Origin of the sequence: Enterobacter cloacae complex sp. 397G4 (assembly GCF_050031515.1) — a bacterium.
Classification (GTDB): domain Bacteria; phylum Pseudomonadota; class Gammaproteobacteria; order Enterobacterales; family Enterobacteriaceae; genus Enterobacter; species Enterobacter hormaechei_C.
This window is the reverse complement of sequence record NZ_JBLGWE010000001.1, coordinates 1638423-1659663: the sequence shown is the minus strand read 5'-3', so window position 1 is coordinate 1659663 and position 21241 is coordinate 1638423. Positions and strand designations below refer to the sequence as shown.

The 21241-nt window shown below is 56.5% G+C and carries 19 protein-coding genes; 8 read left to right on the top strand and 11 right to left on the bottom strand.

Annotated features, from left to right (window positions below):
- Nucleotides 1-210: 210 nt before the first annotated feature.
- The 8 genes from aqpZ (at nt 211) to ACQG1Y_RS07810 (ending at nt 10312) form a co-directional block, all read left to right on the top strand.
- Nucleotides 211-906: an aquaporin Z gene (gene aqpZ / locus ACQG1Y_RS07845; RefSeq protein WP_032103428.1), complete on the top strand. Its 696-nt coding sequence runs from the start codon at nt 211-213 to the stop codon at nt 904-906.
- A 179-nt stretch (nt 907-1085) separates the two neighbouring features.
- Entirely contained in the window at nt 1086-1985 is a 900-nt protein-coding gene (locus ACQG1Y_RS07840) for a lysine exporter LysO family protein (RefSeq protein ID WP_015570988.1), read from the top strand.
- 144 nt (nt 1986-2129) lie between these two features.
- Nucleotides 2130-3782 (top strand): hydroxylamine reductase, encoded by a 1653-nt coding sequence (gene hcp, locus ACQG1Y_RS07835; protein WP_017384847.1) that lies wholly within the window; start codon nt 2130-2132, stop codon nt 3780-3782.
- A 10-nt stretch (nt 3783-3792) separates the two neighbouring features.
- On the top strand, nt 3793-4761 hold the full coding sequence (gene hcr, locus ACQG1Y_RS07830; protein WP_023303384.1) for an NADH oxidoreductase: 969 nt from the start codon (nt 3793-3795) through the stop codon (nt 4759-4761).
- A gap of 239 nt (nt 4762-5000) precedes the next feature.
- Nucleotides 5001-6719, top strand: a complete 1719-nt coding sequence (poxB, locus tag ACQG1Y_RS07825; protein WP_032653119.1) for a ubiquinone-dependent pyruvate dehydrogenase — start codon at nt 5001-5003, stop codon at nt 6717-6719.
- A 38-nt stretch (nt 6720-6757) separates the two neighbouring features.
- Entirely contained in the window at nt 6758-7759 is a 1002-nt protein-coding gene (gene ltaE / locus ACQG1Y_RS07820) for a low-specificity L-threonine aldolase (protein ID WP_063658852.1), read from the top strand.
- A gap of 10 nt (nt 7760-7769) precedes the next feature.
- A complete protein-coding gene (locus ACQG1Y_RS07815; protein ID WP_234094980.1) occupies nt 7770-9206 on the top strand; it encodes an SDR family oxidoreductase in 1437 nt (478 codons plus the stop codon).
- Nucleotides 9207-9298: 92 nt separating this feature from the next.
- Entirely contained in the window at nt 9299-10312 is a 1014-nt protein-coding gene (locus ACQG1Y_RS07810; protein ID WP_350366959.1) for an NAD(P)-dependent oxidoreductase, read from the top strand.
- Between the two features lie 138 nt (nt 10313-10450).
- Here ACQG1Y_RS07810 and ACQG1Y_RS07805 read toward each other — a convergent pair whose 3' ends face one another.
- The 11 genes from ACQG1Y_RS07805 to gspG form a co-directional block, all read right to left on the bottom strand.
- The gene (locus ACQG1Y_RS07805; RefSeq protein ID WP_368740488.1) at nt 10451-12262 is read right to left on the bottom strand and encodes a glycoside hydrolase family 19 protein; all 1812 of its coding nucleotides are present in this window, start codon (nt 12260-12262) and stop codon (nt 10451-10453) included.
- 134 nt (nt 12263-12396) lie between these two features.
- Nucleotides 12397-12837: a type III secretion system invasion protein IagB gene (gene iagB / locus ACQG1Y_RS07800; RefSeq protein ID WP_017384854.1), complete on the bottom strand. Its 441-nt coding sequence runs from the start codon at nt 12835-12837 to the stop codon at nt 12397-12399.
- Nucleotides 12838-12939: 102 nt separating this feature from the next.
- The gene (locus ACQG1Y_RS07795; protein WP_368740487.1) at nt 12940-15642 is read right to left on the bottom strand and encodes a glycosyl hydrolase family 18 protein; all 2703 of its coding nucleotides are present in this window, start codon (nt 15640-15642) and stop codon (nt 12940-12942) included.
- Nucleotides 15643-15896: 254 nt separating this feature from the next.
- Nucleotides 15897-16694 (bottom strand): prepilin peptidase, encoded by a 798-nt coding sequence (locus ACQG1Y_RS07790; RefSeq protein ID WP_045348972.1) that lies wholly within the window; start codon nt 16692-16694, stop codon nt 15897-15899.
- Complete coding sequence (gene gspM, locus ACQG1Y_RS07785) at nt 16691-17176, bottom strand: type II secretion system protein GspM (RefSeq protein WP_368740486.1); 486 nt, start codon at nt 17174-17176, stop codon at nt 16691-16693. Before gspM ends, ACQG1Y_RS07790 begins: the two co-directional genes overlap by 4 nt.
- Nucleotides 17173-18306 carry a type II secretion system protein GspL gene (gene gspL / locus ACQG1Y_RS07780; RefSeq protein ID WP_032103415.1) on the bottom strand — a complete coding sequence of 378 codons (1134 nt, stop codon included), beginning with the start codon at nt 18304-18306 and terminating at the stop codon, nt 17173-17175. Before gspL ends, gspM begins: the two co-directional genes overlap by 4 nt.
- Before the next feature lie 15 nt (nt 18307-18321).
- On the bottom strand, nt 18322-19332 hold the full coding sequence (gene gspK / locus ACQG1Y_RS07775; RefSeq protein WP_368740485.1) for a type II secretion system minor pseudopilin GspK: 1011 nt from the start codon (nt 19330-19332) through the stop codon (nt 18322-18324).
- Entirely contained in the window at nt 19329-19937 is a 609-nt protein-coding gene (gene gspJ, locus ACQG1Y_RS07770; protein WP_032670232.1) for a type II secretion system minor pseudopilin GspJ, read from the bottom strand. The genes gspK and gspJ overlap by 4 nt, the downstream gene beginning before the upstream one ends.
- A complete protein-coding gene (gene gspI, locus ACQG1Y_RS07765; RefSeq protein WP_015571001.1) occupies nt 19934-20314 on the bottom strand; it encodes a type II secretion system minor pseudopilin GspI in 381 nt (126 codons plus the stop codon). Before gspI ends, gspJ begins: the two co-directional genes overlap by 4 nt.
- Entirely contained in the window at nt 20307-20792 is a 486-nt protein-coding gene (gspH, locus tag ACQG1Y_RS07760; protein WP_023303377.1) for a type II secretion system minor pseudopilin GspH, read from the bottom strand. Before gspH ends, gspI begins: the two co-directional genes overlap by 8 nt.
- Nucleotides 20792-21241: a type II secretion system major pseudopilin GspG gene (gene gspG, locus ACQG1Y_RS07755; protein WP_003858352.1), complete on the bottom strand. Its 450-nt coding sequence runs from the start codon at nt 21239-21241 to the stop codon at nt 20792-20794. Before gspG ends, gspH begins: the two co-directional genes overlap by 1 nt.

The window sequence follows — 21241 nt, the reverse complement described above, 5'->3', positions numbered from 1 at the left end:
TACGCCCCTTAATTATTGGGCTATGCTCTTATTACCTCCGATCTGAACAAGGATTGACATCACATTGCCTTAAATCAAATTTAGTGAATTTATTTGAGTGGCGAAGGGATGTTGATGGTTTCAAAATACTGGCTCTTTGAGTCGTCATCCCTTTATGGCGATATAACCCGCGCGCAGGAATGGGCGCGGACGTTTATTATTGAGGTGGTTATGTTCAGAAAATTAGCGGCAGAATGCTTTGGTACATTCTGGCTGGTGTTTGGTGGCTGCGGTAGCGCAGTACTGGCAGCCGCATTTCCGGAATTAGGTATTGGCTTTGTCGGCGTCGCGCTGGCATTCGGCTTAACTGTATTAACCATGGCATTCGCCGTGGGGCATATTTCCGGCGGTCATTTCAACCCGGCCGTCACATTAGGATTATGGGCGGGCGGACGTTTCCCGGCGAAAGATATTATTGGCTATATTATTGCCCAGGTTATTGGCGGTATTATTGCCGCGGCGGTGCTGTACGTAATTGCCAGCGGAAAAGCCGGGTTTGACGCCGCGGCCAGCGGATTTGCGTCGAACGGCTTCGGCGAACACTCTCCAGGCGGCTACTCGATGCTGTCTGCCATCGTGATTGAAATTGTGCTCACCGCAGGCTTCCTGTTGGTGATCCACGGCGCAACGGACAAATACGCGCCTGCGGGCTTTGCCCCCATCGCTATTGGTCTGGCGTTGACGCTGATCCACCTCATCTCCATTCCGGTGACCAACACCTCCGTTAACCCGGCGCGCAGCACCGCGGTGGCTATTTTCCAGGGCGGCTGGGCGCTTGAACAGCTGTGGTTGTTCTGGGTGATGCCAATTATCGGCGGTATTCTGGGCGGCGTGCTGTATCGCACCCTGCTGGAAAAACACGATTAATGGTTTTCCCCCTCTCCCTGTGGGAGAGGGCCGGGGTGAGGGCATCAGGCCGCACCACCCCAAATAGACAAGCCGGGTAAGGCGTAGCCGCCACCCGGCTTTTTTTGTAGCTTTACCTCACAGCCTTTATTGGGTAGTGTCTCTGGCGCTTAACTGATACTCAAAAGGACCGGCTGTTCATGTTCTCAGGACTCCTCATCATTCTTCTGCCCCTGATTGTGGGCTACCTTATTCCGCTGCGTCATGAATCGGCCTTAAAGCTTATTAATCGCTTTCTCAGCTGGATTGTTTACGTCATTCTGTTCTTTATGGGGATCAGCCTGGCCTTCCTGGATAATCTGGCGACGAACTTGCTTTCCATCCTGCATTATTCTGCGGTTACGGTAGTGGTTATTCTGCTGTGCAATATTGCTGCGCTGTTCTGGCTGGAACGCACTATTCCCTGGAAAAATCACCACCATCAGGAAAAGCTTCCCTCCCGTATTGCGATGGCGCTGGAATCATTAAAACTGTGCGGCGTGGTGGTACTCGGTTTTTTACTGGGTCTGACCGGCTGGGCATTTTTACAGCACGCAACGGAAGCCAGCGAATATACGCTTATTTTCCTGCTCTTCCTGATTGGTATTCAGCTGCGAAATAATGGCATGACGCTGAAACAGATTGTCCTTAACCGCCGGGGCATGATGGTTGCCGTTATCGTTGTGGCCAGCTCACTGGCGGGGGGAGTGATTAACGCCTTTATTCTCGATCTGCCGCTGAAAACCAGCCTGGCGATGGCGTCCGGTTTCGGCTGGTATTCGCTCTCCGGTATTCTGCTGACCGAATCGTTTGGTCCGGTGATCGGCAGCGCCGCCTTCTTTAACGATCTGGCGCGCGAGCTGATAGCCATCATGCTGATCCCCGGCCTGGTACGCCGCAGCCGCTCTACCGCGCTGGGCCTGTGCGGGGCCACCTCAATGGACTTTACCCTGCCGGTATTACAGCGCTCGGGAGGGCTGGAGATGGTTCCTGCCGCCATCGTACACGGTTTTATTCTGAGCCTGCTGGTACCCATTTTGATGGCGTTCTTCTCAGCCTGATACTGCTTTGGCGGTAGTGAACCCGCCGCCAAAATTGCGCTAAATCAATAACCCTCCACTTAGTATAAGAAAGCACTTTTCTCCGTTGTGGCACAGGCATAACCTTAAACATGTATCTCAAATATAACTTTAACAGGTGTGATTATGTTTTGTGTGCAATGTGAACAAACCATCCGTACCCCAGCAGGCAACGGCTGCTCTTACGCGCAGGGTATGTGCGGCAAAACCGCAGAAACGTCCGATCTCCAGGATCTGCTGATTGCGGCGCTGCAAGGCTTGTCCGCCTGGGCCTTCAAAGCCCGTGAATATGGCATTGTTGATCACTATGTCGACAGCTTTGCGCCGCGCGCATTTTTCTCCACGCTGACCAACGTTAACTTCGATTCTCCACGCATTGTGGGCTATGCCCGCGAAGCGATTGCCCTGCGTGAAGCCCTGAAAGCGCAGTGCCTGAATGCCGACGCCAGCGCCCGCGTGGACAACCCGATGGCGGAGCTACAGCTGGTGAGCGACGACCTGGGCGAGCTACAGCGTCAGGCCGCAGAATTTACTCCCAATAAAGACAAAGCGGCGATTGGCGAAAACATCCTCGGCCTGCGCCTGCTGTGCCTGTACGGTCTGAAAGGTGCTGCGGCCTATATGGAACACGCGCACGTACTCGGCCAGTACGACAACGCTATTTACGCCCAGTACCACAAAATCATGGCCTGGCTGGGCACCTGGCCTTCCGATATGAACGCCCTGCTGGAATGCTCGATGGAAATCGGCCAGATGAACTTCAAAGTGATGAGCATTCTGGATGCCGGTGAAACCAGCACCTACGGCCACCCAACGCCAACGCAGGTCAACGTCAAAGCGACCGAAGGCAAATGCATCCTGATCTCCGGTCATGACCTGAAAGATCTCTACAACCTGCTGAAGCAGACCGAAGGCACCGGCGTTAACGTTTATACCCACGGCGAAATGCTGCCCGCGCACGGCTACCCGGAGCTGCGTAAATTTAAGCATCTGATCGGTAACTACGGCAGCGGCTGGCAGAACCAGCAGGTGGAGTTTGCCCGCTTCCCTGGCCCAATCGTCATGACCTCTAACTGCATCATCGACCCGACCGTCGGCGCGTATGACGACCGTATCTGGACCCGCAGCATCGTCGGCTGGCCGGGCGTGAGCCACCTTGAAGGCGACGATTTCGGTCCGGTTATCGCTCAGGCGCAGCAGATGGCAGGCTTCCCGTACAGCGAAATTCCGCACCTCATCACCGTCGGTTTTGGTCGTGAAACCCTGCTGGGTGCGGCGGATTCCCTGATTGACCTCGTCAGCCGTGAAAAACTGCGTCACATCTTCCTGATCGGCGGCTGTGACGGCGCGCGCGGGGAACGTAACTACTTCACCGATTTCGCCACCCGCGTACCGGAAGACTGTCTGATCCTGACCCTGGCCTGCGGTAAGTACCGTTTCAACAAGCTGGACTTCGGCAACATCGAAGGTCTGCCGCGCCTGGTGGATGCGGGTCAGTGTAACGATGCGTATTCAGCCATCATTCTGGCGGTCACGCTGGCAGAGAAACTGGGCTGCGGCGTGAACGATCTGCCGCTGTCGCTGGTGCTCTCCTGGTTCGAGCAGAAAGCGATCGTTATCCTGTTGACCCTGCTCTCTCTCGGCGTGACCAACATCGTCACCGGGCCGACCGCGCCAGGCTTCCTGACGCCGGACCTGCTGGCCATCCTGAACGAGAAATTTGGTCTGCGTTCCGTGACCAACGTTGAAGATGATATGAAGCAACTGCTGAGCGCGTAAGGAGTAACTCATGACCATGCCAACCTCACAATGTCCGTGGCGGATGCAGGTTCATCACATCCATCAGGAGACGCCGGATGTGTGGACGCTGTCGCTGCTGTGCCATGACTATTATCCGTACCGCGCGGGCCAGTATGCGCTGGTGAGCGTGCGTAATTCGGCGGATACTCTGCGCGCCTACACGATCTCCTCCACGCCGGGCGTGAGCGAGTACATTACGCTCACCGTTCGTCGTATTGATGACGGCGCAGGATCCGAGTGGCTGACCCGGGACGTGAAGCGCGGGGATTACATCTGGCTGTCTGACGCGCAGGGCGAGTTTACCTGTGACGACAAGACGGAAGATAAATTCCTGCTGCTGGCGGCGGGTTGTGGCGTGACGCCGATTATGTCGATGCGTCGCTGGCTGGCGAAATACCGACCTCAGGCCGACGTGCAGGTGATTTTCAGCGTTCGTTCCCCGGAAGATGTGATTTTTGCCGAAGAATGGCGCAACTATCCGGTGACGCTGGTGGCCGAGCACAACGCGACGCACGGTTTTGTCGCGGGGCGCCTGAGCCGCGAGCTGCTGCAAAGCGTGCCGGATATTGCGAACCGCACCGTGATGACCTGCGGCCCGGCGCCGTACATGGAGATCGTGGAGAAAGAAGTGAAAGCGCTCGGCGTGACCCGCTTCTTCAAAGAGCAGTTCTTCACGCCTGTAGCGGAAGCGGCGACCAGCGGGATGAAGTTCACGAAGCTGCAACCGGCGCAGACCTTCTTTGGCCGCGTGGGCACCACGCTGCTTGAAGCGCTGGAAAGCAACAACGTACCGGTGGCAGCGGCCTGTCGCGCCGGGGTGTGCGGTTGCTGTAAGACCAAAGTGGTTTCCGGTGAGTACACGGTCACCAGCACCATGACGCTGACCGACGCGGAAATCGCGGAGGGCTATGTGCTGGCATGTTCGTGCCATCCGCAAGGCGATCTTGTGCTCGCATAATCTTTCGCGGTTCACCTGTAGGCCCGGTAAGCGTCAGCGCCACCGGGCTTTTTGCCGGGTGGCACTACGTTTACCCGGCCTACGTTGTGCCTACTGCCTGTGCGGCAGCCCGTTATTTGTTTGACTTTGCCAGGCGCGTCGCGCAGAAAAACCATCTGGACTTAAAGAATACTGAGCAGGCAATACAGCGACTTTCTTCTAAGCTTGTAAGCGATATCACATAAAGGAGACGGACAACCATGAAACAAACTGTGGCTGCATACATAGCGAAAACCCTTGAGCAGGCTGGCGTAAAGCGTATCTGGGGCGTCACTGGCGATTCTCTGAACGGACTCAGCGATAGCCTTAACAAGATGAAAACTATTGAGTGGATGCCCACCCGCCATGAAGAAGTCGCCGCCTTTGCCGCCGGTGCCGAAGCGCAGCTTACGGGTGAACTCGCCGTCTGTGCAGGTTCCTGCGGACCGGGAAACCTGCACCTCATCAACGGTCTGTTCGACTGTCACCGCAACCATGTTCCGGTGCTGGCGATTGCGGCTCACATTCCGTCATCTGAAATCGGTAGCGGCTATTTTCAGGAGACGCATCCGCAGGAGCTGTTCCGTGAATGCAGCCACTATTGCGAGCTGGTCTCATCGCCGGAGCAGATCCCACAGGTGCTGGCGATAGCCATGCGTAAGGCGATCCTGAATCGCGGGGTTTCGGTGGTTGTGCTGCCGGGGGACGTGGCGCTGAAGGCCGCACCTGAAACCGCCACCACCCACTGGTACTCTGCGCCCCAGCCAACCATTACCCCTGCCGATGAAGAGCTGAAAAAGCTGGCGCAGCTGCTGCGATACTCCAGCAATATCGCCCTGATGTGCGGCAGCGGCTGCGCCGGCGCGCATAAAGAGCTGGTGGAATTTGCCGGTAAGCTGAAGGCGCCAGTTGTGCACGCCCTGCGCGGGAAAGAGCACGTTGAATACGATAATCCGTACGATGTCGGCATGACCGGGCTGATCGGTTTTTCCAGCGGCTTCCACACCATGATGAACGCCGACACGCTGATCCTGCTCGGCACCCAGTTCCCGTACCGCGCGTTCTACCCGACGGATGCCAAAATTATCCAGATCGACATTAATCCCGGCAGCATCGGCGCGCACAGCAAGGTGGATATGGCGCTTATCGGCGATATCAAATCCACCCTCGCCGCCCTGCTGCCGCTGCTGGAAGAAAAAACGGACCGCAAATTCCTCGATAAAGCCCTGAGCGATTATCGCGATGCGCGCAAGGGGCTGGACGATCTCGCCAAACCGAGCGAAAAAGCGATCCACCCGCAGTATCTGGCGCAGCAGATCAGCCACTTCGCCGACGACGATGCCATCTTCACCTGCGACGTAGGAACGCCCACCGTCTGGGCCGCGCGCTATCTGAAAATGAACGGCAAACGTCGCCTGCTTGGGTCGTTCAACCATGGCTCAATGGCCAACGCCATGCCGCAGGCGCTGGGTGCAAAGGCGACGGCACCGGAACGTCAGGTGGTGGCGATGTGCGGCGACGGCGGGTTCAGTATGCTGATGGGGGATTTCCTGTCGGTGGCGCAGATGAAGCTTCCGCTCAAAATCGTGGTCTTTAACAACAGCGTTCTGGGCTTCGTGGCGATGGAGATGAAGGCCGGAGGCTACCTCACGGACGGCACCGAACTGCACGACACCAACTTCGCCCGCATCGCCGAAGCCTGCGGTATCACCGGTATTCGGGTGGAGAAAGCCTCAGAGGTGGACGACGCCCTGCAACGCGCCTTCGCCATCGACGGCCCGGTGCTGGTGGATGTGGTGGTCGCCAAAGAAGAGCTGGCGATCCCGCCTCAAATCAAGCTGGAACAGGCCAAAGGTTTTAGCCTCTACATGCTGCGCGCCATCATCAGCGGGCGCGGTGACGAAGTGATCGAACTGGCAAAAACCAACTGGCTCAGGTAAAACATTTCACAAGACCTCTTAAATTAAAGGGATGTGAAATGATTGATTTACGTAGTGATACCGTTACCCGTCCGGGCCGCGCCATGCTCGAAGAGATGATGGCCGCCCCGGTCGGGGACGACGTCTACGGCGATGACCCGACGGTCAACGAACTCCAGCGCTATGCGGCAGAGCTGAGCGGTAAAGAGGCTGCCCTGTTCCTGCCCACCGGCACGCAGGCTAACCTGGTGGCGCTGCTCAGCCACTGCGAGCGCGGCGAGGAGTATATCGTCGGCCAGGGGGCGCATAACTACCTGTACGAAGCCGGCGGTGCGGCGGTGCTTGGCAGCATCCAACCGCAGCCGATCGATGCCGCGCCGGACGGTACGCTGCCGCTGGACAAAGTCGCGGCGAAAATCAAAGCCGACGATATTCACTTCGCCCGCACTAAACTGCTGAGCCTCGAAAACACCCATAACGGTAAAGTCCTGCCGCGCGAATACCTGAAAGCGGCATGGGACTTTACCCGCGAGCGTAAGCTCGGCCTGCACGTTGACGGCGCACGTATCTTCAACGCCGTGGTGGAGTACGGCTGCGAGCTGAAAGCGATCACCCAATATTGCGACTCGTTCACCATTTGCCTCTCTAAAGGGCTGGGTACGCCGGTAGGTTCCCTGCTGGTTGGCAGCGCGGACTACATCAGGCGCGCCAACCGCTGGCGCAAAATGACCGGCGGCGGGATGCGTCAGGTGGGTATTCTGGCGGCTGCCGGACTGTACGCCCTGAAAAATAACGTGTCACGCCTGAAAGACGATCACGACAATGCGGCGTGGATGGCAGCGCAGCTGCGTGAAATCGGCGCTGATGTCATGCGTCACGACACTAACATGCTGTTTGTCCGCGTCGGCGATGAGCATGCTGCCGCGCTGGGCGACTTTATGAAAGCCCGAGGCGTGCTGATTAACGCCTCCCCGGTCGTACGGCTGGTGATGCACCTTGACGTTAACCGCGAGCAGCTGACCGAGGTGGTGAAACACTGGCAGGCGTTTTTACAGCGTTAAGGAGCATACCGTGCCGCAACGTATTCTGGTGCTCGGCGCCAGCGGGTATATCGGTCAGCATCTGACCACTGCGTTAAGCCAGCAGGGGCACCAGGTGCTGGCAGCGGCACGCAACACGGAACGCCTGCAAAAGCTACATTTGCCTGGCGTGACGTGTCACAACGTTGACCTTAGCTGGCCGAAAGCGCTTCCTGCGCTGCTGGAAGGGGTCGATACGCTTTACTACCTTGTCCACAGCATGGGCGAAGGCGGCGATTTTATCGCCCACGAGCGTCAGGTGGCGATGAACGTTCGTGATGCGCTGCTGCAAACGCCGGTGAAGCAGGTGATTTTTTTAAGCTCGCTCCAGGCGCCTGAGCACGAGCAGTCGGACCATCTACGCGCCCGACAGCTGACGGCAGAAACGCTGCGGAGCGCCCGTATCCCCGTCACCGAACTGCGGGCAGGGATCATCGTCGGCGCGGGGTCCGCCGCATTTGAAGTGATGCGCGATATGGTCTACAACCTGCCTGTGCTGACGCCGCCGCGCTGGGTACGCTCGCGCACCACGCCCATTGCGCTGGAGAATTTACTCCATTATCTGGTGGCATTGCTGGATCACCCGGCGGAGCAGCATCGCGTGCTGGAGGCGGCAGGCCCGGAAGTGCTGAGCTATCAGGCGCAGTTCGAACATTTTATGCGGGTGAGTGGCCGCCACCGCTGGCTGATCCCCATCCCCTTCCCGACCCGCTGGATATCGGTGTGGTTTTTGAATGTGATCACCTCCGTGCCGCCGACGACCGCCAAAGCGCTTATCCAGGGGTTGAAGCACGATCTGCTGGCGGACGATCGCGCGCTGCGCGCCTTAATTCCCCAGGAACTCATCCGCTTTGACGACGCGGTGCGCAACACGCTGAAAGAGGAAGAGAAGCTGGTGAACTCCAGCGACTGGGGTTATGACGCGCAGGCGTTTGCCCGCTGGCGGCCCGAGTACGGCTATTATCCGAAACAGGCGGGCTGTATGGTAAAAACCACGGCCAGCCTGGCAGCGCTGTGGGAAGTTGTGAACCAGATCGGCGGCAAAGAGCGCTATTTCTTCGGCAATATTCTGTGGCAAACGCGCGGCGCGCTGGATCTGCTGGTCGGTCACCGGCTGGCAAAAGGCCGCCCTGCCCATCCCTGGCTGAAGGTGGGCGATACCGTCGACAGCTGGAAAGTGATTATTGTTGAGCCGGAAAAACAGCTGGCGCTGCTGTTTGGCATGAAGGCGCCGGGGCTGGGGCGGCTCTGCTTCACCCTCAAGGACAACGGCGACCATCGTGAACTGGACGTTCGGGCATGGTGGCATCCGCACGGAATGCCGGGTCTGTTTTACTGGTTGCTGATGATCCCGGCACACCTGTTTATCTTCCGCGGAATGGCGAAACGGATTGCGCAACTGGCAGAAGAAAAGCGGGAAAATAACTAAATAAAACTCTTAATCTTTCACCTTTCCCATTGCAACACATCGTAATTCACGAAAGAATGCGCACGAAATTCTTTTCAACACAGTGGATTGTTATGAAGGTACTGGTTACCGGGGCGACCAGCGGCTTAGGCCGAAATGCGGTCGAGTTTCTGCGCAACAAAGGCATCAGCGTGAGGGCCACCGGTCGCAATGAGGCGATGGGTAAGCTCCTGCAAAAAATGGGCGCTGAATTTGTCCATGCCGATCTGACGGAACTGGTCTCCTCTCAGGCCAAGGTGATGCTCGCCGGTATCGATACGCTGTGGCACTGCTCCAGTTTTACCTCTCCGTGGGGTACCCAGGAAGCCTTTGATCTCGCCAACGTGCGCGCCACGCGTCGTCTGGGCGAATGGGCCGTCGCCTGGGGCGTGCGTAACTTTATTCATATCTCCTCCCCGTCGCTCTATTTCGACTATCACCACCATCGTGATATTCAGGAAGATTTCCGCCCGGCGCGCTTCGCCTGCGAGTTTGCCCGCAGTAAAGCGGCGGGCGAAGAGGTGATCGACCTGCTGGCCCAGTCAAACCCGCACACCCGCTTTACCGTGCTGCGTCCGCAGAGCCTGTTTGGGCCGCACGACAAAGTCTTTATCCCGCGACTGGCCCAGATGATGCACCACTACGGCAGCGTGCTGTTACCGCGCGGCGGCGATGCGCTGGTGGACATGACCTATTACGAAAATGCCGTTCACGCCATGTGGCTGGCGAGCCAGCCGGAATGCGATAAGCTGGTGTCGGGCCGCGAGTACAACATCACCAACGGCGAACCCTGTACCCTGCGCAGCATTGTGCAAAGGCTGATTGACGAGTTAAAAATCGACTGCCGGATCCGTTCCGTTCCTTACCCGATGCTGGACATGATTGCCCGCAGCATGGAGCGCTTTGGCAGTAAATCGGCGAAAGAGCCTGCACTGACGCATTACGGTGTGTCGAAGCTCAACTTTGATTTTACGCTGGATATTTCGCGGGCGGAGAACGAGCTGGGATATAAACCGATTGTATCGCTGGATGAAGGGATAGTGCGTACGGCGGCGTGGTTACGGGATCACGGGAAACTTCATCGTTAGCCTTTTGCCCGGTGGCGGCTGCGCCTTACCGGGCCTACAACTGCACCGTACTGTCCCCTCGCCCCCCTGGGGAGAGGGTTAGGGTGAGGGGAAAGAGCAGACACTAAAACGGCAACCCTGGGGGTTGCCGTTTGCTGTTTATAATGCCGTCCAGGCTTCAGCCCATGCCAGACCTGCGCCAGGTTCATAGTACTTCGGCGCATTGTTACACCAGCCGCTGTACGGGAACGGTTTGCACTGGAACAGTTTACCGTGGTTGTTCACGATATCACCGGCGTTGTACTTGCTGTTCGCGCTCCATGCCGGGTAAGACGTATCTTCTCCGGATGGCGTTGCCGCTTTCGCTTTCACGTTCAGCAGGTAAGACGTGGTGCTGCTCAGTTCGCCATCGCTGACGGTCAGGCTCACTTCATACTGCTGCGCCGTCGCAGACTCTGGCGCTGTAAAGGTCACAACCGCTTTGTCCTGACCGGTAACAGTCTGACCATCCTGGGAACGCCAGGTATACGTCAGCGTGTTACCATCTGGATCGGTAGAGCCTTCGGCGCTCAGAGAAACCTGCGCACCCGCTTCCACTGCACCGATCGGACCGGCAATCTGCGCAACCGGCGCGTGGTTCACCACAACCGGCGTTTCATCCGGCGCTGGGGTTGGTGCCGGCGTTTCATCGTCGGATGGCGTCGGTGTTGGCGTGACCGGCGTTTCGTCCGGGGTCTCGGAAGAACCCTCGTCGTTAACAATTTTCACGTTAAAGAAGTGCTGCACGCACTTGCTGTAGTCACCGTCTTTAAATGCGCTGAACGGGGTCTGGTAACCCACCAGCTGGCAAGAGTAGGTTTTGCCGTCCGGAGTATCCGCGCTCCATCCCCAGTCCTGTTCCCAGTAAATCTTCAGGGCGCCTGCGCCACCTTCGTCGAACTGCTTCATGTTGGCGCAACCCAACACTTCGTTCGCCGGAACAGGCACTTTCAGGTAGTTCGCGAACTCTTTGTAGTACTTGATACGGTTTTGAGACTGCGCAATTTCAGTCGGGCCGCCGCACTCAACGCCGCCGTTGATGATCTGGGTGGTCACACCAAAGCCCGGAACCAGACCGTTGGCTTTATCGTGATCGTTCGGCTGCCATGTACCGTCGATCACCTGCAACATGCTTGGTTTTGGCGGCTGCGGATAGGCGAAGAAGAAGATCGCACTCGCCAGGTTCAGCCAGGTGTCCGCCACCAGCTCAGGTTTGTCGAGCAGCGTACGCACGTCGCCGTACATCGCTTCAGAGAATGGACCGTAGTTGTAATTGTAGGACAACTGTTTCGCACCACGACCGAAGTAGCTCAGGAAATCGCCGTCTTTATCTTTACCGCAAGGCCAGGTCTGCCCCTGCCAGACGTCCGGGTTACATTCGCCGTTATAACCGCCCTTCTGCCCTTCGCTCCAGCCCATTTCACGTACGTGGACCAGCGCCTGACGCCATTCGGCTTCCGGACGCCAGCTTTCGTGGCCGCCGGTCTCCTGGGCAAAATGGGCAAACATGGTGGCCAGTTCTTTGCGGCAGATGGCGTCGCTGTCACGACCGTCATTGTAGGTCTTACACAGCGCCGGGAATTTACCCACGGCCTTCAGGAAGTTGCTGTAGGTATAGGCCTGCGCGCGCAGCGGGAAGAGATATTCCCAGTCGCTGGCTTTCACAATCCCTTCAACGCGCTTAACGTTGTCCGGGTTCGCCGCCCGGCCTGGCTCAATCAGTTCGACCTGCGCGTTATCCAGCGTCTGGATGGTCTCTTTAACCGAAGCCATCAGCGGGAAGTCCGTCAGTTCCTTCTCTTTCTTCGCCAGATCGCTGGCTTTGATGGTGTACGGCTCACTGCTGGTCTCCTTCAGGTTAGCAGCCTGAGCCATGAGTGGCGCCACGCAGGCTCCTGCAATGAGTACACTCAGTAACGTCCTTTTGTTCATTTCAGTTTTCCTGTTCGTTTAAAATTAAATGTTAAAATCCCGGCTTAGGTATTACTCCGTTAATACATAAACCACATTCAGCTGTTTTCACTTTTCGAAGAACACCTTCAGGAATTCTTCAAAAATAAAAAACGTTAATAACGTGCTGCTAATTTCAGTTGCTGATATTTGGCCCAGACCTTATGGGCATATTTCATCCTCTGCGGATAATTTTCTTTTTTCAGTCCGGCGTTATATGCGCCAACGGCTTCCCAGTTATAGCCATACACCCTGATCATCCCGGCAAGGATAGAAGCCCCGACCATGATCGAGGTACACGGCTCCGTGATTAACCGGTATTCGTCGATTCCTCTGCTTTCCAGCGCGGTAAAATGCGAACTGTTGATTTGCATCAGCCCGACATCCCGCGTGCCATCGCGGTTTTGCCCAACCGCATACGGGTTCATTCCGGATTCCACATTCGCTATCGCGTACAGTAAATAAGGGTCGACATGATAATAATGCGCCGCTTTATTCCAACAGTTTGCCAGAGCGCTTTGGCTTATTATCAATAACAACAAAATCAACTTTTTCATTTTTACCTGCTGACAGTTTCGGTTATTTCTCCTTACCAACATCCTGTAAAATGAATTTTGAATCACTCCCCCTCTAAAAGGGGGAGTCATTAATGGGTTAGATTATTTGCAGTCTGTTGATGCGCCTTCTTTTACCCATACGTCGCTGTTGGCTGGATTATCACCACGGGTCCACCATTTCGCACGGTAAACGTTTCCTTCATAGGTGGTGGTGTCGCCGCCGTTGTAGACCAGGTCAGAACGCCAGTTCATCTTCACGTTGCTTACCAGCTCCCATGCATCCACACCGAAGCCAGGCTGATTGCCCTGAGTCCAGTACTTCGCTTTCCACACCAGATGGTCGAAGCTTACGGTATCGCCACCGTTGTAGATTTTGCTGGATTCCCACGCCGCATATTTGCTGGCGTTAGCATCCACAGGTGCATCGCAGCTCCCTTTGTCAGACGGTGGAGTCACATCATCAGCCGGAGGGGTAACGTCATCCGCCGGGTTAGTGTCTTCGTCATCTGGCACAGGTGCAGGCGCCGCTTTCGGATTCACGGTGACCTGGACGTTAGACTGCACGCTGGTCTTACCGTCGCTCACCACCACGCTCAGGGTGTAGGTAGACGTCGAGCTCACTTCCGGCGCAGTGATGTTCACGTTCGCGGAGTCAGTCCCGGTAGCGTGCATATCTGCTGGTACACTCCAGGCGTAGGTCAACGCATCTCCGTCTGGATCCGCGGCCTGGGCATGCAGCGCATAGGTTTCACCTGATTCAAGCGTGATCGCTTCCATTGGGTTTAAAACCGGTGCCTGGTTAGCTTTCGGCGCCTTGTTCACCACCTGGACATCAATCGCGTTGCTCAGGCCTTTTGCATCGGTCACCGTCAGGCGGAACACCATGGTCTGGTCGGACGTCGCGGCGGCAACGTTAAAGGTCGCTTTCGCTTTGGTGCTGTTGGTGATGGTGACCGACGGACCAGAGACCTGGGTCCATTTGTAGGTAATCGCATCGCCATCAGGATCGCTTGAAGCAGAGCCATCGAGCGTGACGGTTACCGGGCCAGACACGTTCTGATCGGCAGAGGACGCGATTGGCGCGTGGTTGGTGACCTCCGGATCAACCGGCGTAGCGTCGCCGCCCAGCAGGCTTTCGTTCATCGCGTTCAGGATGTCACCGGTGTCAGAGTCGATAGACCATGCGAACAGGCCACCCAGTTTATTCGCCAGAACATACTTACCTTTCGCCGTGGTTGAACGCGCATCTTCATACGTGATCAGGTCGCCGGTAGTTTTGTTGAAGACGTAAGGGGCTTCCGCATCAGCGTCGTAGCCGTATTCCCAGCCTGGTTTGCCTTTGTATTCGTTAACGATCTGACGATAGTCAACCACACCGGGTTCCCAGGTCCCTTTCACCATACCTGTAGCGGTGCCGGTGAAAGGATTGTTACCGGTGTAGCCATGCACGCCGGTCCAGCCGCGGCCATATATTCCCGCACCCACCACGATCTTGCCTGGTTGTACGCCCTGGGAAAGCAGCGCGTTAACGCCATTTTCAGTGGTGTAGTCAGTGTCCGGACGCCATGCTGGCGCGCGCAGCGCCGCCTGGTGGCCGAGAACGGTGTTGCTCCAGCCGCCGTAGAAGTCATAGCTCATCAGGAAGATGTGGTCGAGGTACTGCTGAGCGGCAGTGTAATCCACGTCTTCGATCTTATCGCGGCCTGCACCGATGGCGCTGGTCAGTTCATAGGTACGGCCCGTCTGTGCAGAGAGCTCGTTCAGCATGGTGCGCAGGTCATGCATCAGCGCGGTATAGGTCGCTTTATCCTGCTGCGGATTGCCCAGGTTTTCGCTCACACCGCCGCCGCCAGGGAATTCCCAGTCGATATCCACGCCGTCAAAGAATTTCCAGGTCTGGAGGAACTCTTTCACAGAAGAGACAAAGCGTGCGCGGATAGCCGGGTCACCCATGTGGAAGAAGGGATCGGAGAGCGTCCAGCCGCCGATAGATGGCAGCACTTTCAGGTCCGGATGCGCTTTTTTCAGCGCCATCAGCTGGCCAAAGTTACCTTTATACGGGTCGTCCCAGCCGGAGACGCCAGCCTGTGGTTTTTGCAGCGCAGCCCATGGGTCGTGGATCGCCACGGTATAGTCAGGTCGGCCCTTACAGTCGTTCTGGAGCACGCGGAAGCTGTTGCCGCCTTCAATGGTTTTCAGGCCGTCGTTGATGCCGTCACCGCCACAGATTGGAATGAAGCCGTAAAGAATGTGGTTGAGGTTTGCCGCAGGGATCTTATCAACCGGGAAGTTACGGTCATAAACGCCCCACTCCGGGAAGTAGGCCGCAACCACTTTATCGGTATGCTTCGCAAACGCTTTGTTATTCTCTTTGAGAGACGTATTCAGCGGCAGCAGGTGGCTACCGTCGGTGTCTGCCACAATAATCAGCTTGCTGGCGCTTTTCGCACAGCCGCTGGCGTTACAGACTTCAACCTGCTCCTGATAACGCCCGCCTTTTTTCACTTTAAACGTTGCAGAGCCCGTCGCGCCGGCTGCGCCGGTCCATACGGTTTGTCCGTCCAGCAGAACTTTCGCTGAAGTTGGCGCATCACCACTCCAGACGTTCCACTCAACTTTTACATCCACGCCATCGTTATGCACTTTGACAAGATTGTTATAATCCTGGGCTGCCTGATCCACTTCCACCAGGGCAAATTTGTCATTGCCATAGCCGATCGTCGGTGCCCCTGGCGCTGCTGCAAATGCGGAGCTGGTTGCCGCCGCAATAAAGAGCGCCAGATATTTTGGCTTCATAAATTTCATTTTTATTTCCTGATAAATTTATTCGTAACGTAATAACCCATGTCTTCCGTGAGATCATGGATGCGTTTCGCGTAATGCGTATTTAACCAACGTGAGTGCCGTGAACAAAAAATTGTTGCTGCGTTGTATTCCTCCATTAAAAGATACAAGCTGAAATTCCGTGTAGCTTATATCTCTTACGATACACTGAGCGTAAAGGGTCGTCCTTCCCTTCCTCCATCAAAAAGATTTATAAAAAATCTTGACCTGTATATTTAAAATGTGAAAGCAAATTGCTGGCTCATAAATACCCCTATTCCAGCAAAGGCGAGATAAGGACCAAAAGAAATAGTGAGGTTATTTTTATTTAAATTATTTACGGCGAAATAACCGACAATACCGCTTAACGCTGCCGCCAGTTCAATGGAGGGCAACACCTGCCAGCCGCACCAGGCGCCCAGCGCCGCCAGTAGCTTAAAATCCCCGTAACCCAGACCTTCTCGTCCCGTGATCAGACGAAAAGCCCAGTAGAGCAGCCAGAGCGACAGATAGCCCGCCACCGCGCCGAACAGCGCATCGCGTAGCGGCAACGTGTGGTCAAACGCATGGAGCACTAACCCCGCCCACAGCAGCGGCTGGGTCAGGCAGTCCGGAAGCAGCTGATGCTGCCAGTCGATCATGGCCAGCGGCAGTAAAAAAGCCGCCAGTAACCACAAAGAGAACAGCGCCTGAACGTCCGGCATGCACCAGGCCGTGATGCCAAAAAACAAGGCGGAGATTAGTTCGACCAGAAAGAGTCGCAGCGGGATCGCGCTGCCGCACTGGTGGCAGCGTCCCCGTAATAACAGCCAGCTGAGCAGCGGGATGTTTTCCCACGCGGCAAGTGCGTGCTGGCACACCGGACAGTTCGAGGCCGGAAAGAGCAGATTGCCACTCCCCTCCTCATCCATCACCATCCCCGGTACGCGTTCGGCGACAACGCCAAGAAAACTGCCCACAATGCCGCCCAGGATCGCACTCATTATCGGGAACCCTACCGGAAAGGCGTCCCGCATCAGCGAAAAGGTATTCATGCGTTTTTTGACCAGGTGAGCTGCACCTGCGCTTTCACGTCGCTGAGGTGGTCCACCGGCGTGAGGTTTATTTTTTGCAGTCTCACGCCGGAGGTCTGATTAATTTCACGCAGCCAGCTTCTTAATTCATACACACTCACCCGATTCAACACGAACGATAAAGTTTGCCCCTCCTGGCGCATATCCGTCAGTGAAAGGTTAATTTCATGGGCGCTGTTCTCGACCACCGTACGCGGATTATTCGTTTTGACTATCTGGACCTGAAGATGATTTTTATCAATTTCACTGCGCATCCAGTTAAGGGTTTCTTTTTGTCTTTTAAGCGTCGACTTACTATTTTGAATCATATTATCCAGGGGGATCACTCCCGTGTAATACACCACTGCCCCCACAATGGCAACGGCACATATTTTTAAAATAATTTTTTCCCGGGTGCTATAATTCTGATAGCGTGACTTCAGCTGCGCGATTCGCTCTTTCATTTATGTTTCCCTGCGATCATGGCGGTATACGGTTCGGTTGTTGAAACAGGCTGTAAGGTAAAATCAAAATTCTCACTGGTCTGGTTAACAAACGCCTGCAACGCGGGCTGGTTTTGCGCGCTGACGCTCAGCGTCAGGGTGTTTTGCTGCGCATCGTATTCCAGCAGCTCGATCTCCATCGCAGGGACTGACTGCCGGGCGTTCTCCAGCTCATCAAGCTGAAGAAAGAATCCCTTGCTCTGTTTTTTCAGGCTTTGACCAAAGTGATATTTGATATTGGTCTGCTGGCGCATGCTGGGGAAATGGTGCTGATAAACCTGGACGATCTCCTCCTGCACCCGATTTTCCTGCTGCACCAGCATCCAGGCCATTGCAATGCGTGGCCCCAGCAGCAGAGCAACAGACAGCACACCCGCCGCCACCATCGCGGCTTTCATACTTTTCGCCGCCCGCCCATTACCGGCCTTAAGGCTGAATTCACCGTGAAGCAGGTTAACGCGGCAGGTTTGCCACTGCGGCTGAATCAGTGCCAGCGGATGCTGCCAGGCATGCTGCACGTCAACGTGCACCTTCGCAGGCGCATCGCCGTAACACCACACTTCCCCGACCCCGGCTTTCTGCATTAACAGCGGCAGCAGGGTTGCCTCCATTTCACCCGCCACATGGGGCGATAAACGCAGCCAGTAGCTATCATCCTGTGCGACCAGCGTGCTGCCCCCTGTCGTCACGGGCAGCAGCCAGGCATCAGGCAGGGCCTGAATCACGTTTAATCCGGCCTCCTGACAGCGGGTTAATGCCGCGCGCAGGCGGTCGGCGTCAATGGCCACGGCGTCGACGTCGGCGCCTTTTTTGTGGAGTACCGTCCAGTGGAGGTTGTCCACGTCGCCAATCAGCGTCTCTTCCGCCATCCACGAGAAGGCCATCGCCTGAGAAGCCACCTTTTTCGGCAGCGTAAAATGGCGGAAAATCATGTCGCTGGCGGGCAACAGGAGACAAACGCGCGTAGCCAGGGGGTGTTCGGCCAGCATCTCCAGGCTGTCGACCACCTCAACGCGCTCGCTGCCGGACTCACACCACATTATTTTCCCGCCCTCGCGGCTGTCGGGACGAACAAAAAGTACCTGTTTCATAACGTTCTACTTTTCTTATTCAATCATTCGGTAACGACGCTGCCACGTCACGATCTCACCGGCTTCGTTATTCACCTGAAGCTGGCTGACCACGCGAAGCGTTAATTCATCGGTATTGCCGGTGTAATTCACGCGGAAGTACCGGCTGTTTATAGAAAATTGATCCGCCACCTGCGGGAGATCGTCTTTTAACTGCGGGAAGGCCTGCTCCAGCGCTTTGCTGAACGCTTCCATATTTTCCCAGCCCGATTCCGGACGCGCATCCAGCAGGCGAACGGCGTCATCCCGCGTCAGTTTTCCCGGGAACATGGCCGCCAGCACGGCGGCCTGTTTCGGTTGCAGAGTGTTGACATCGACCTTGCTGACAGTGTCCGGCAGCGCGCATAGCAGCTTGCTCACCTTCGGATACGCCGTAACAGGGAACGCCGGCAGCAGTTTGATTTCTGCGATGCTGCGCATCATCTGATTTGCCGGTTGCCGCGCGGGCACGACGCCAGCCCACGCATCGCTTTCGGCCCCCTCCTTCGCCGTGGTGCTGTCACCATCGAGATAATCCACCAGCTGGAAATAGACCGCCTCCGCCGTGCCCGGGCTGAGGCCGCTTTCCGTCAGGAGTTGTTCAACAATCCGCTCTTTACGCGATTTTTCCGCCACCCCGGGAGCGCTTTGCCCCTGGGGTGCGATGTCGGCGGTCAACAGGTTATTGACGTTAAAGCAGTCCTGCGCATCTTCCACCTGGCTCACGACCGTATAGTCCTCACCCTGCGTCTCCAGCGGCTGATGCCAGTCGCCGTCCAGGGCCAGCGGCTTGCTCTCGCCGCTGGCGTCGGTCTGTAACCGGTCCTTCACCACTTTTTCCTGGGTTTGCATCGCCCAGCGCAGCTGCTGCTGGCTTACCTGATAATGCGTTTTCTGCAAATTACGGCAGAACTGCTGGCTGATTTTGGCGGCCAGCGCCGACATCATCACCAGCAAAATCAGCACCACCAGCAGGGCGACGCCCTGTTGTTGACGGATCCGTTTCATGGTCTGGTCTCCGGCGAAGGCGCTGGCGCTGCGGCAGCGGCCACCTCCGGCATATCACCCGGTGTAGTGAACACCCAGCGCCAGGTATCCCCGTTTTCCATCGTCAACGTAACCTCCACGCCGTCCGGCAGATGGGCGGCGTCGTGCCAGGCGGTCAGCCAGCCCTGACGATAAAACCGCCACTGCAATGATTTTACGCCGCTGACAATCGGCACCTCGTCAGGCTTAACGTCCGCCGGGCCGTCAATGACCGGCCAGACGTCGCGATACAAACGCCCCTCTTCCAGCCGCCAGCGCACGCGCTCCAGCTGGACCGTTCCGCTCACGCCATTCAGGGTGGTCAGTTCAAGAGCATCGCCCTCCTGACGAAACAGCTCCGGCTCATTACGCGGGGCGCGCGCCTGAAGCTGGAAAAAATCACGCTCCATCAGACTCCAGGCGCGCTGAAGCTGGTTGAGCTTTGCGGCGCTGGCATCGGTGGCCGAGCTGGTACGCATCGCGCCGTCCAGAATTTGCCAGGCCAGGGTGCTGATCACCGCGAAGATAGTCAGCGCAATCATGATCTCCAGCAGGGTAAATCCGCGCTGGCGTCGCGTTTTCTTCACTTGCTCTCTCCCGGCGGAATGATGCGCAGGGAGATAACCGGCTGGCTCTCATCGCTTTCCGCATATACGCGTAGGGTATTCGCCCAGACGTTGTCGGCGGTTTTCACCCGCTGCTTACGCCAGTTCCAGCTGCGCCCGCCCATGATTTCCGTCCCCTGCTGTTCAGCATCCGGGAAGTCAGTTCTGGTGAGCTGTGCCTCCGCCAGCTGGTTTTCCGCCACCCAACTGGCCTGCAAGGTATCGGCCAGGCCATGGGTAAAACGCACGTTCAGGGAGACCGAGTTCATCAGTGCCAGCGCGGCGGTGGAGAAAATCACCAGAGCGACCATCACCTCCAGCAGCGTCATCCCCTTTTGCTTTTTGTTGCCGTTAGCCATCGTTTTCTACCGATACCGGCGCCGCACCGTGCGACACCACGCGGAAATGGTGCTGTTTGTCGTAACTTTGCAGCGTCAGCGTAAAGCGGCTGATTTCACCGTCCGGTAAAAAGATCACCTGCGGCTCGGAGGTCACCGTCGCGGCCAGACGCTGCGGCGAAAGCGACACATGCATCTCTTCCGGAAAATCACCTTTGGTGTTAATGCGTCCGGCAGATAATGGCATCCAGTGACGCTCGCCTTTTTTATCGGCGATCGTCACCAGCTGATATTTATCGGTGGCGATCACCAGCCCAACAATATTTCCGTCCATCACCGCACGGTCTGAACCATAATCAACGAGCGCTTTTAATTGCTGGCCAAATATATCCGCGCCGCTGCGCGAAGGAATGGTGGACACCACCATCATGGCGCAACTGGCAAATATCACCAGCGCCAGAATAATTTCCAGCAACGTAAAGCCGCGTTGATTTTTCATTATTTCTCTTTCTTATCGAGAGACCAGTTGGTAATGTCATCGGCGGTATTGGCTTCGCCGTCCGGACCGGCTGAGAAGACGTCCACCGCGCCGTGTTCACCCGGGCTCACCAGAAGATAATCATTGCCCCAGGGGTCCTGCGGCAGGCGACGGATATAGCCGTCCGTGCGGTAGCCGTTCGGGATTGGCGCGATTTCAGGTTTGGTCACCAGCGCCTGCAAACCCTGCTCTGTGGTCGGATAGCGGTGGTTATCCAGCTTGTACATATCCAGCGAGCCTTCGAGCGCGACAATATCGCTGGTTGCTTTTTGCGTATCGGCTTTTTCCTTATTGCCCATTAAATTTGGCACCACCATACTCGCCAGTACGCCGAGAATAACAATGACCACCATTAATTCGAGCAATGTAAAGCCCGCCTGGCGAGCCAGGTTTTTACGTTTTAAAGCCAT

Coding starts and splice junctions, on each gene's coding strand:
- gspH (WP_023303377.1), bottom strand. CDS start 20,792: ATGAAAAATCAACGCGGCTTTACGTTGCTGGAAATTATTCTGGCGCTG.
- iagB (WP_017384854.1), bottom strand. CDS start 12,837: ATGAAAAAGTTGATTTTGTTGTTATTGATAATAAGCCAAAGCGCTCTG.
- ACQG1Y_RS07805 (WP_368740488.1), bottom strand. CDS start 12,262: ATGAACAAAAGGACGTTACTGAGTGTACTCATTGCAGGAGCCTGCGTG.
- gspI (WP_015571001.1), bottom strand. CDS start 20,314: ATGGCTAACGGCAACAAAAAGCAAAAGGGGATGACGCTGCTGGAGGTG.
- gspM (WP_368740486.1), bottom strand. CDS start 17,176: ATGAAAGAGCGAATCGCGCAGCTGAAGTCACGCTATCAGAATTATAGC.
- hcp (WP_017384847.1), top strand. CDS start 2,130: ATGTTTTGTGTGCAATGTGAACAAACCATCCGTACCCCAGCAGGCAAC.
- aqpZ (WP_032103428.1), top strand. CDS start 211: ATGTTCAGAAAATTAGCGGCAGAATGCTTTGGTACATTCTGGCTGGTG.
- ACQG1Y_RS07795 (WP_368740487.1), bottom strand. CDS start 15,642: ATGAAATTTATGAAGCCAAAATATCTGGCGCTCTTTATTGCGGCGGCA.
- gspG (WP_003858352.1), bottom strand. CDS start 21,241: ATGGCTTTAAAACGTAAAAACCTGGCTCGCCAGGCGGGCTTTACATTG.
- ltaE (WP_063658852.1), top strand. CDS start 6,758: ATGATTGATTTACGTAGTGATACCGTTACCCGTCCGGGCCGCGCCATG.
- ACQG1Y_RS07840 (WP_015570988.1), top strand. CDS start 1,086: ATGTTCTCAGGACTCCTCATCATTCTTCTGCCCCTGATTGTGGGCTAC.
- ACQG1Y_RS07810 (WP_350366959.1), top strand. CDS start 9,299: ATGAAGGTACTGGTTACCGGGGCGACCAGCGGCTTAGGCCGAAATGCG.
- ACQG1Y_RS07790 (WP_045348972.1), bottom strand. CDS start 16,694: ATGAATACCTTTTCGCTGATGCGGGACGCCTTTCCGGTAGGGTTCCCG.
- poxB (WP_032653119.1), top strand. CDS start 5,001: ATGAAACAAACTGTGGCTGCATACATAGCGAAAACCCTTGAGCAGGCT.
- hcr (WP_023303384.1), top strand. CDS start 3,793: ATGACCATGCCAACCTCACAATGTCCGTGGCGGATGCAGGTTCATCAC.
- gspL (WP_032103415.1), bottom strand. CDS start 18,306: ATGAAACAGGTACTTTTTGTTCGTCCCGACAGCCGCGAGGGCGGGAAA.
- gspK (WP_368740485.1), bottom strand. CDS start 19,332: ATGAAACGGATCCGTCAACAACAGGGCGTCGCCCTGCTGGTGGTGCTG.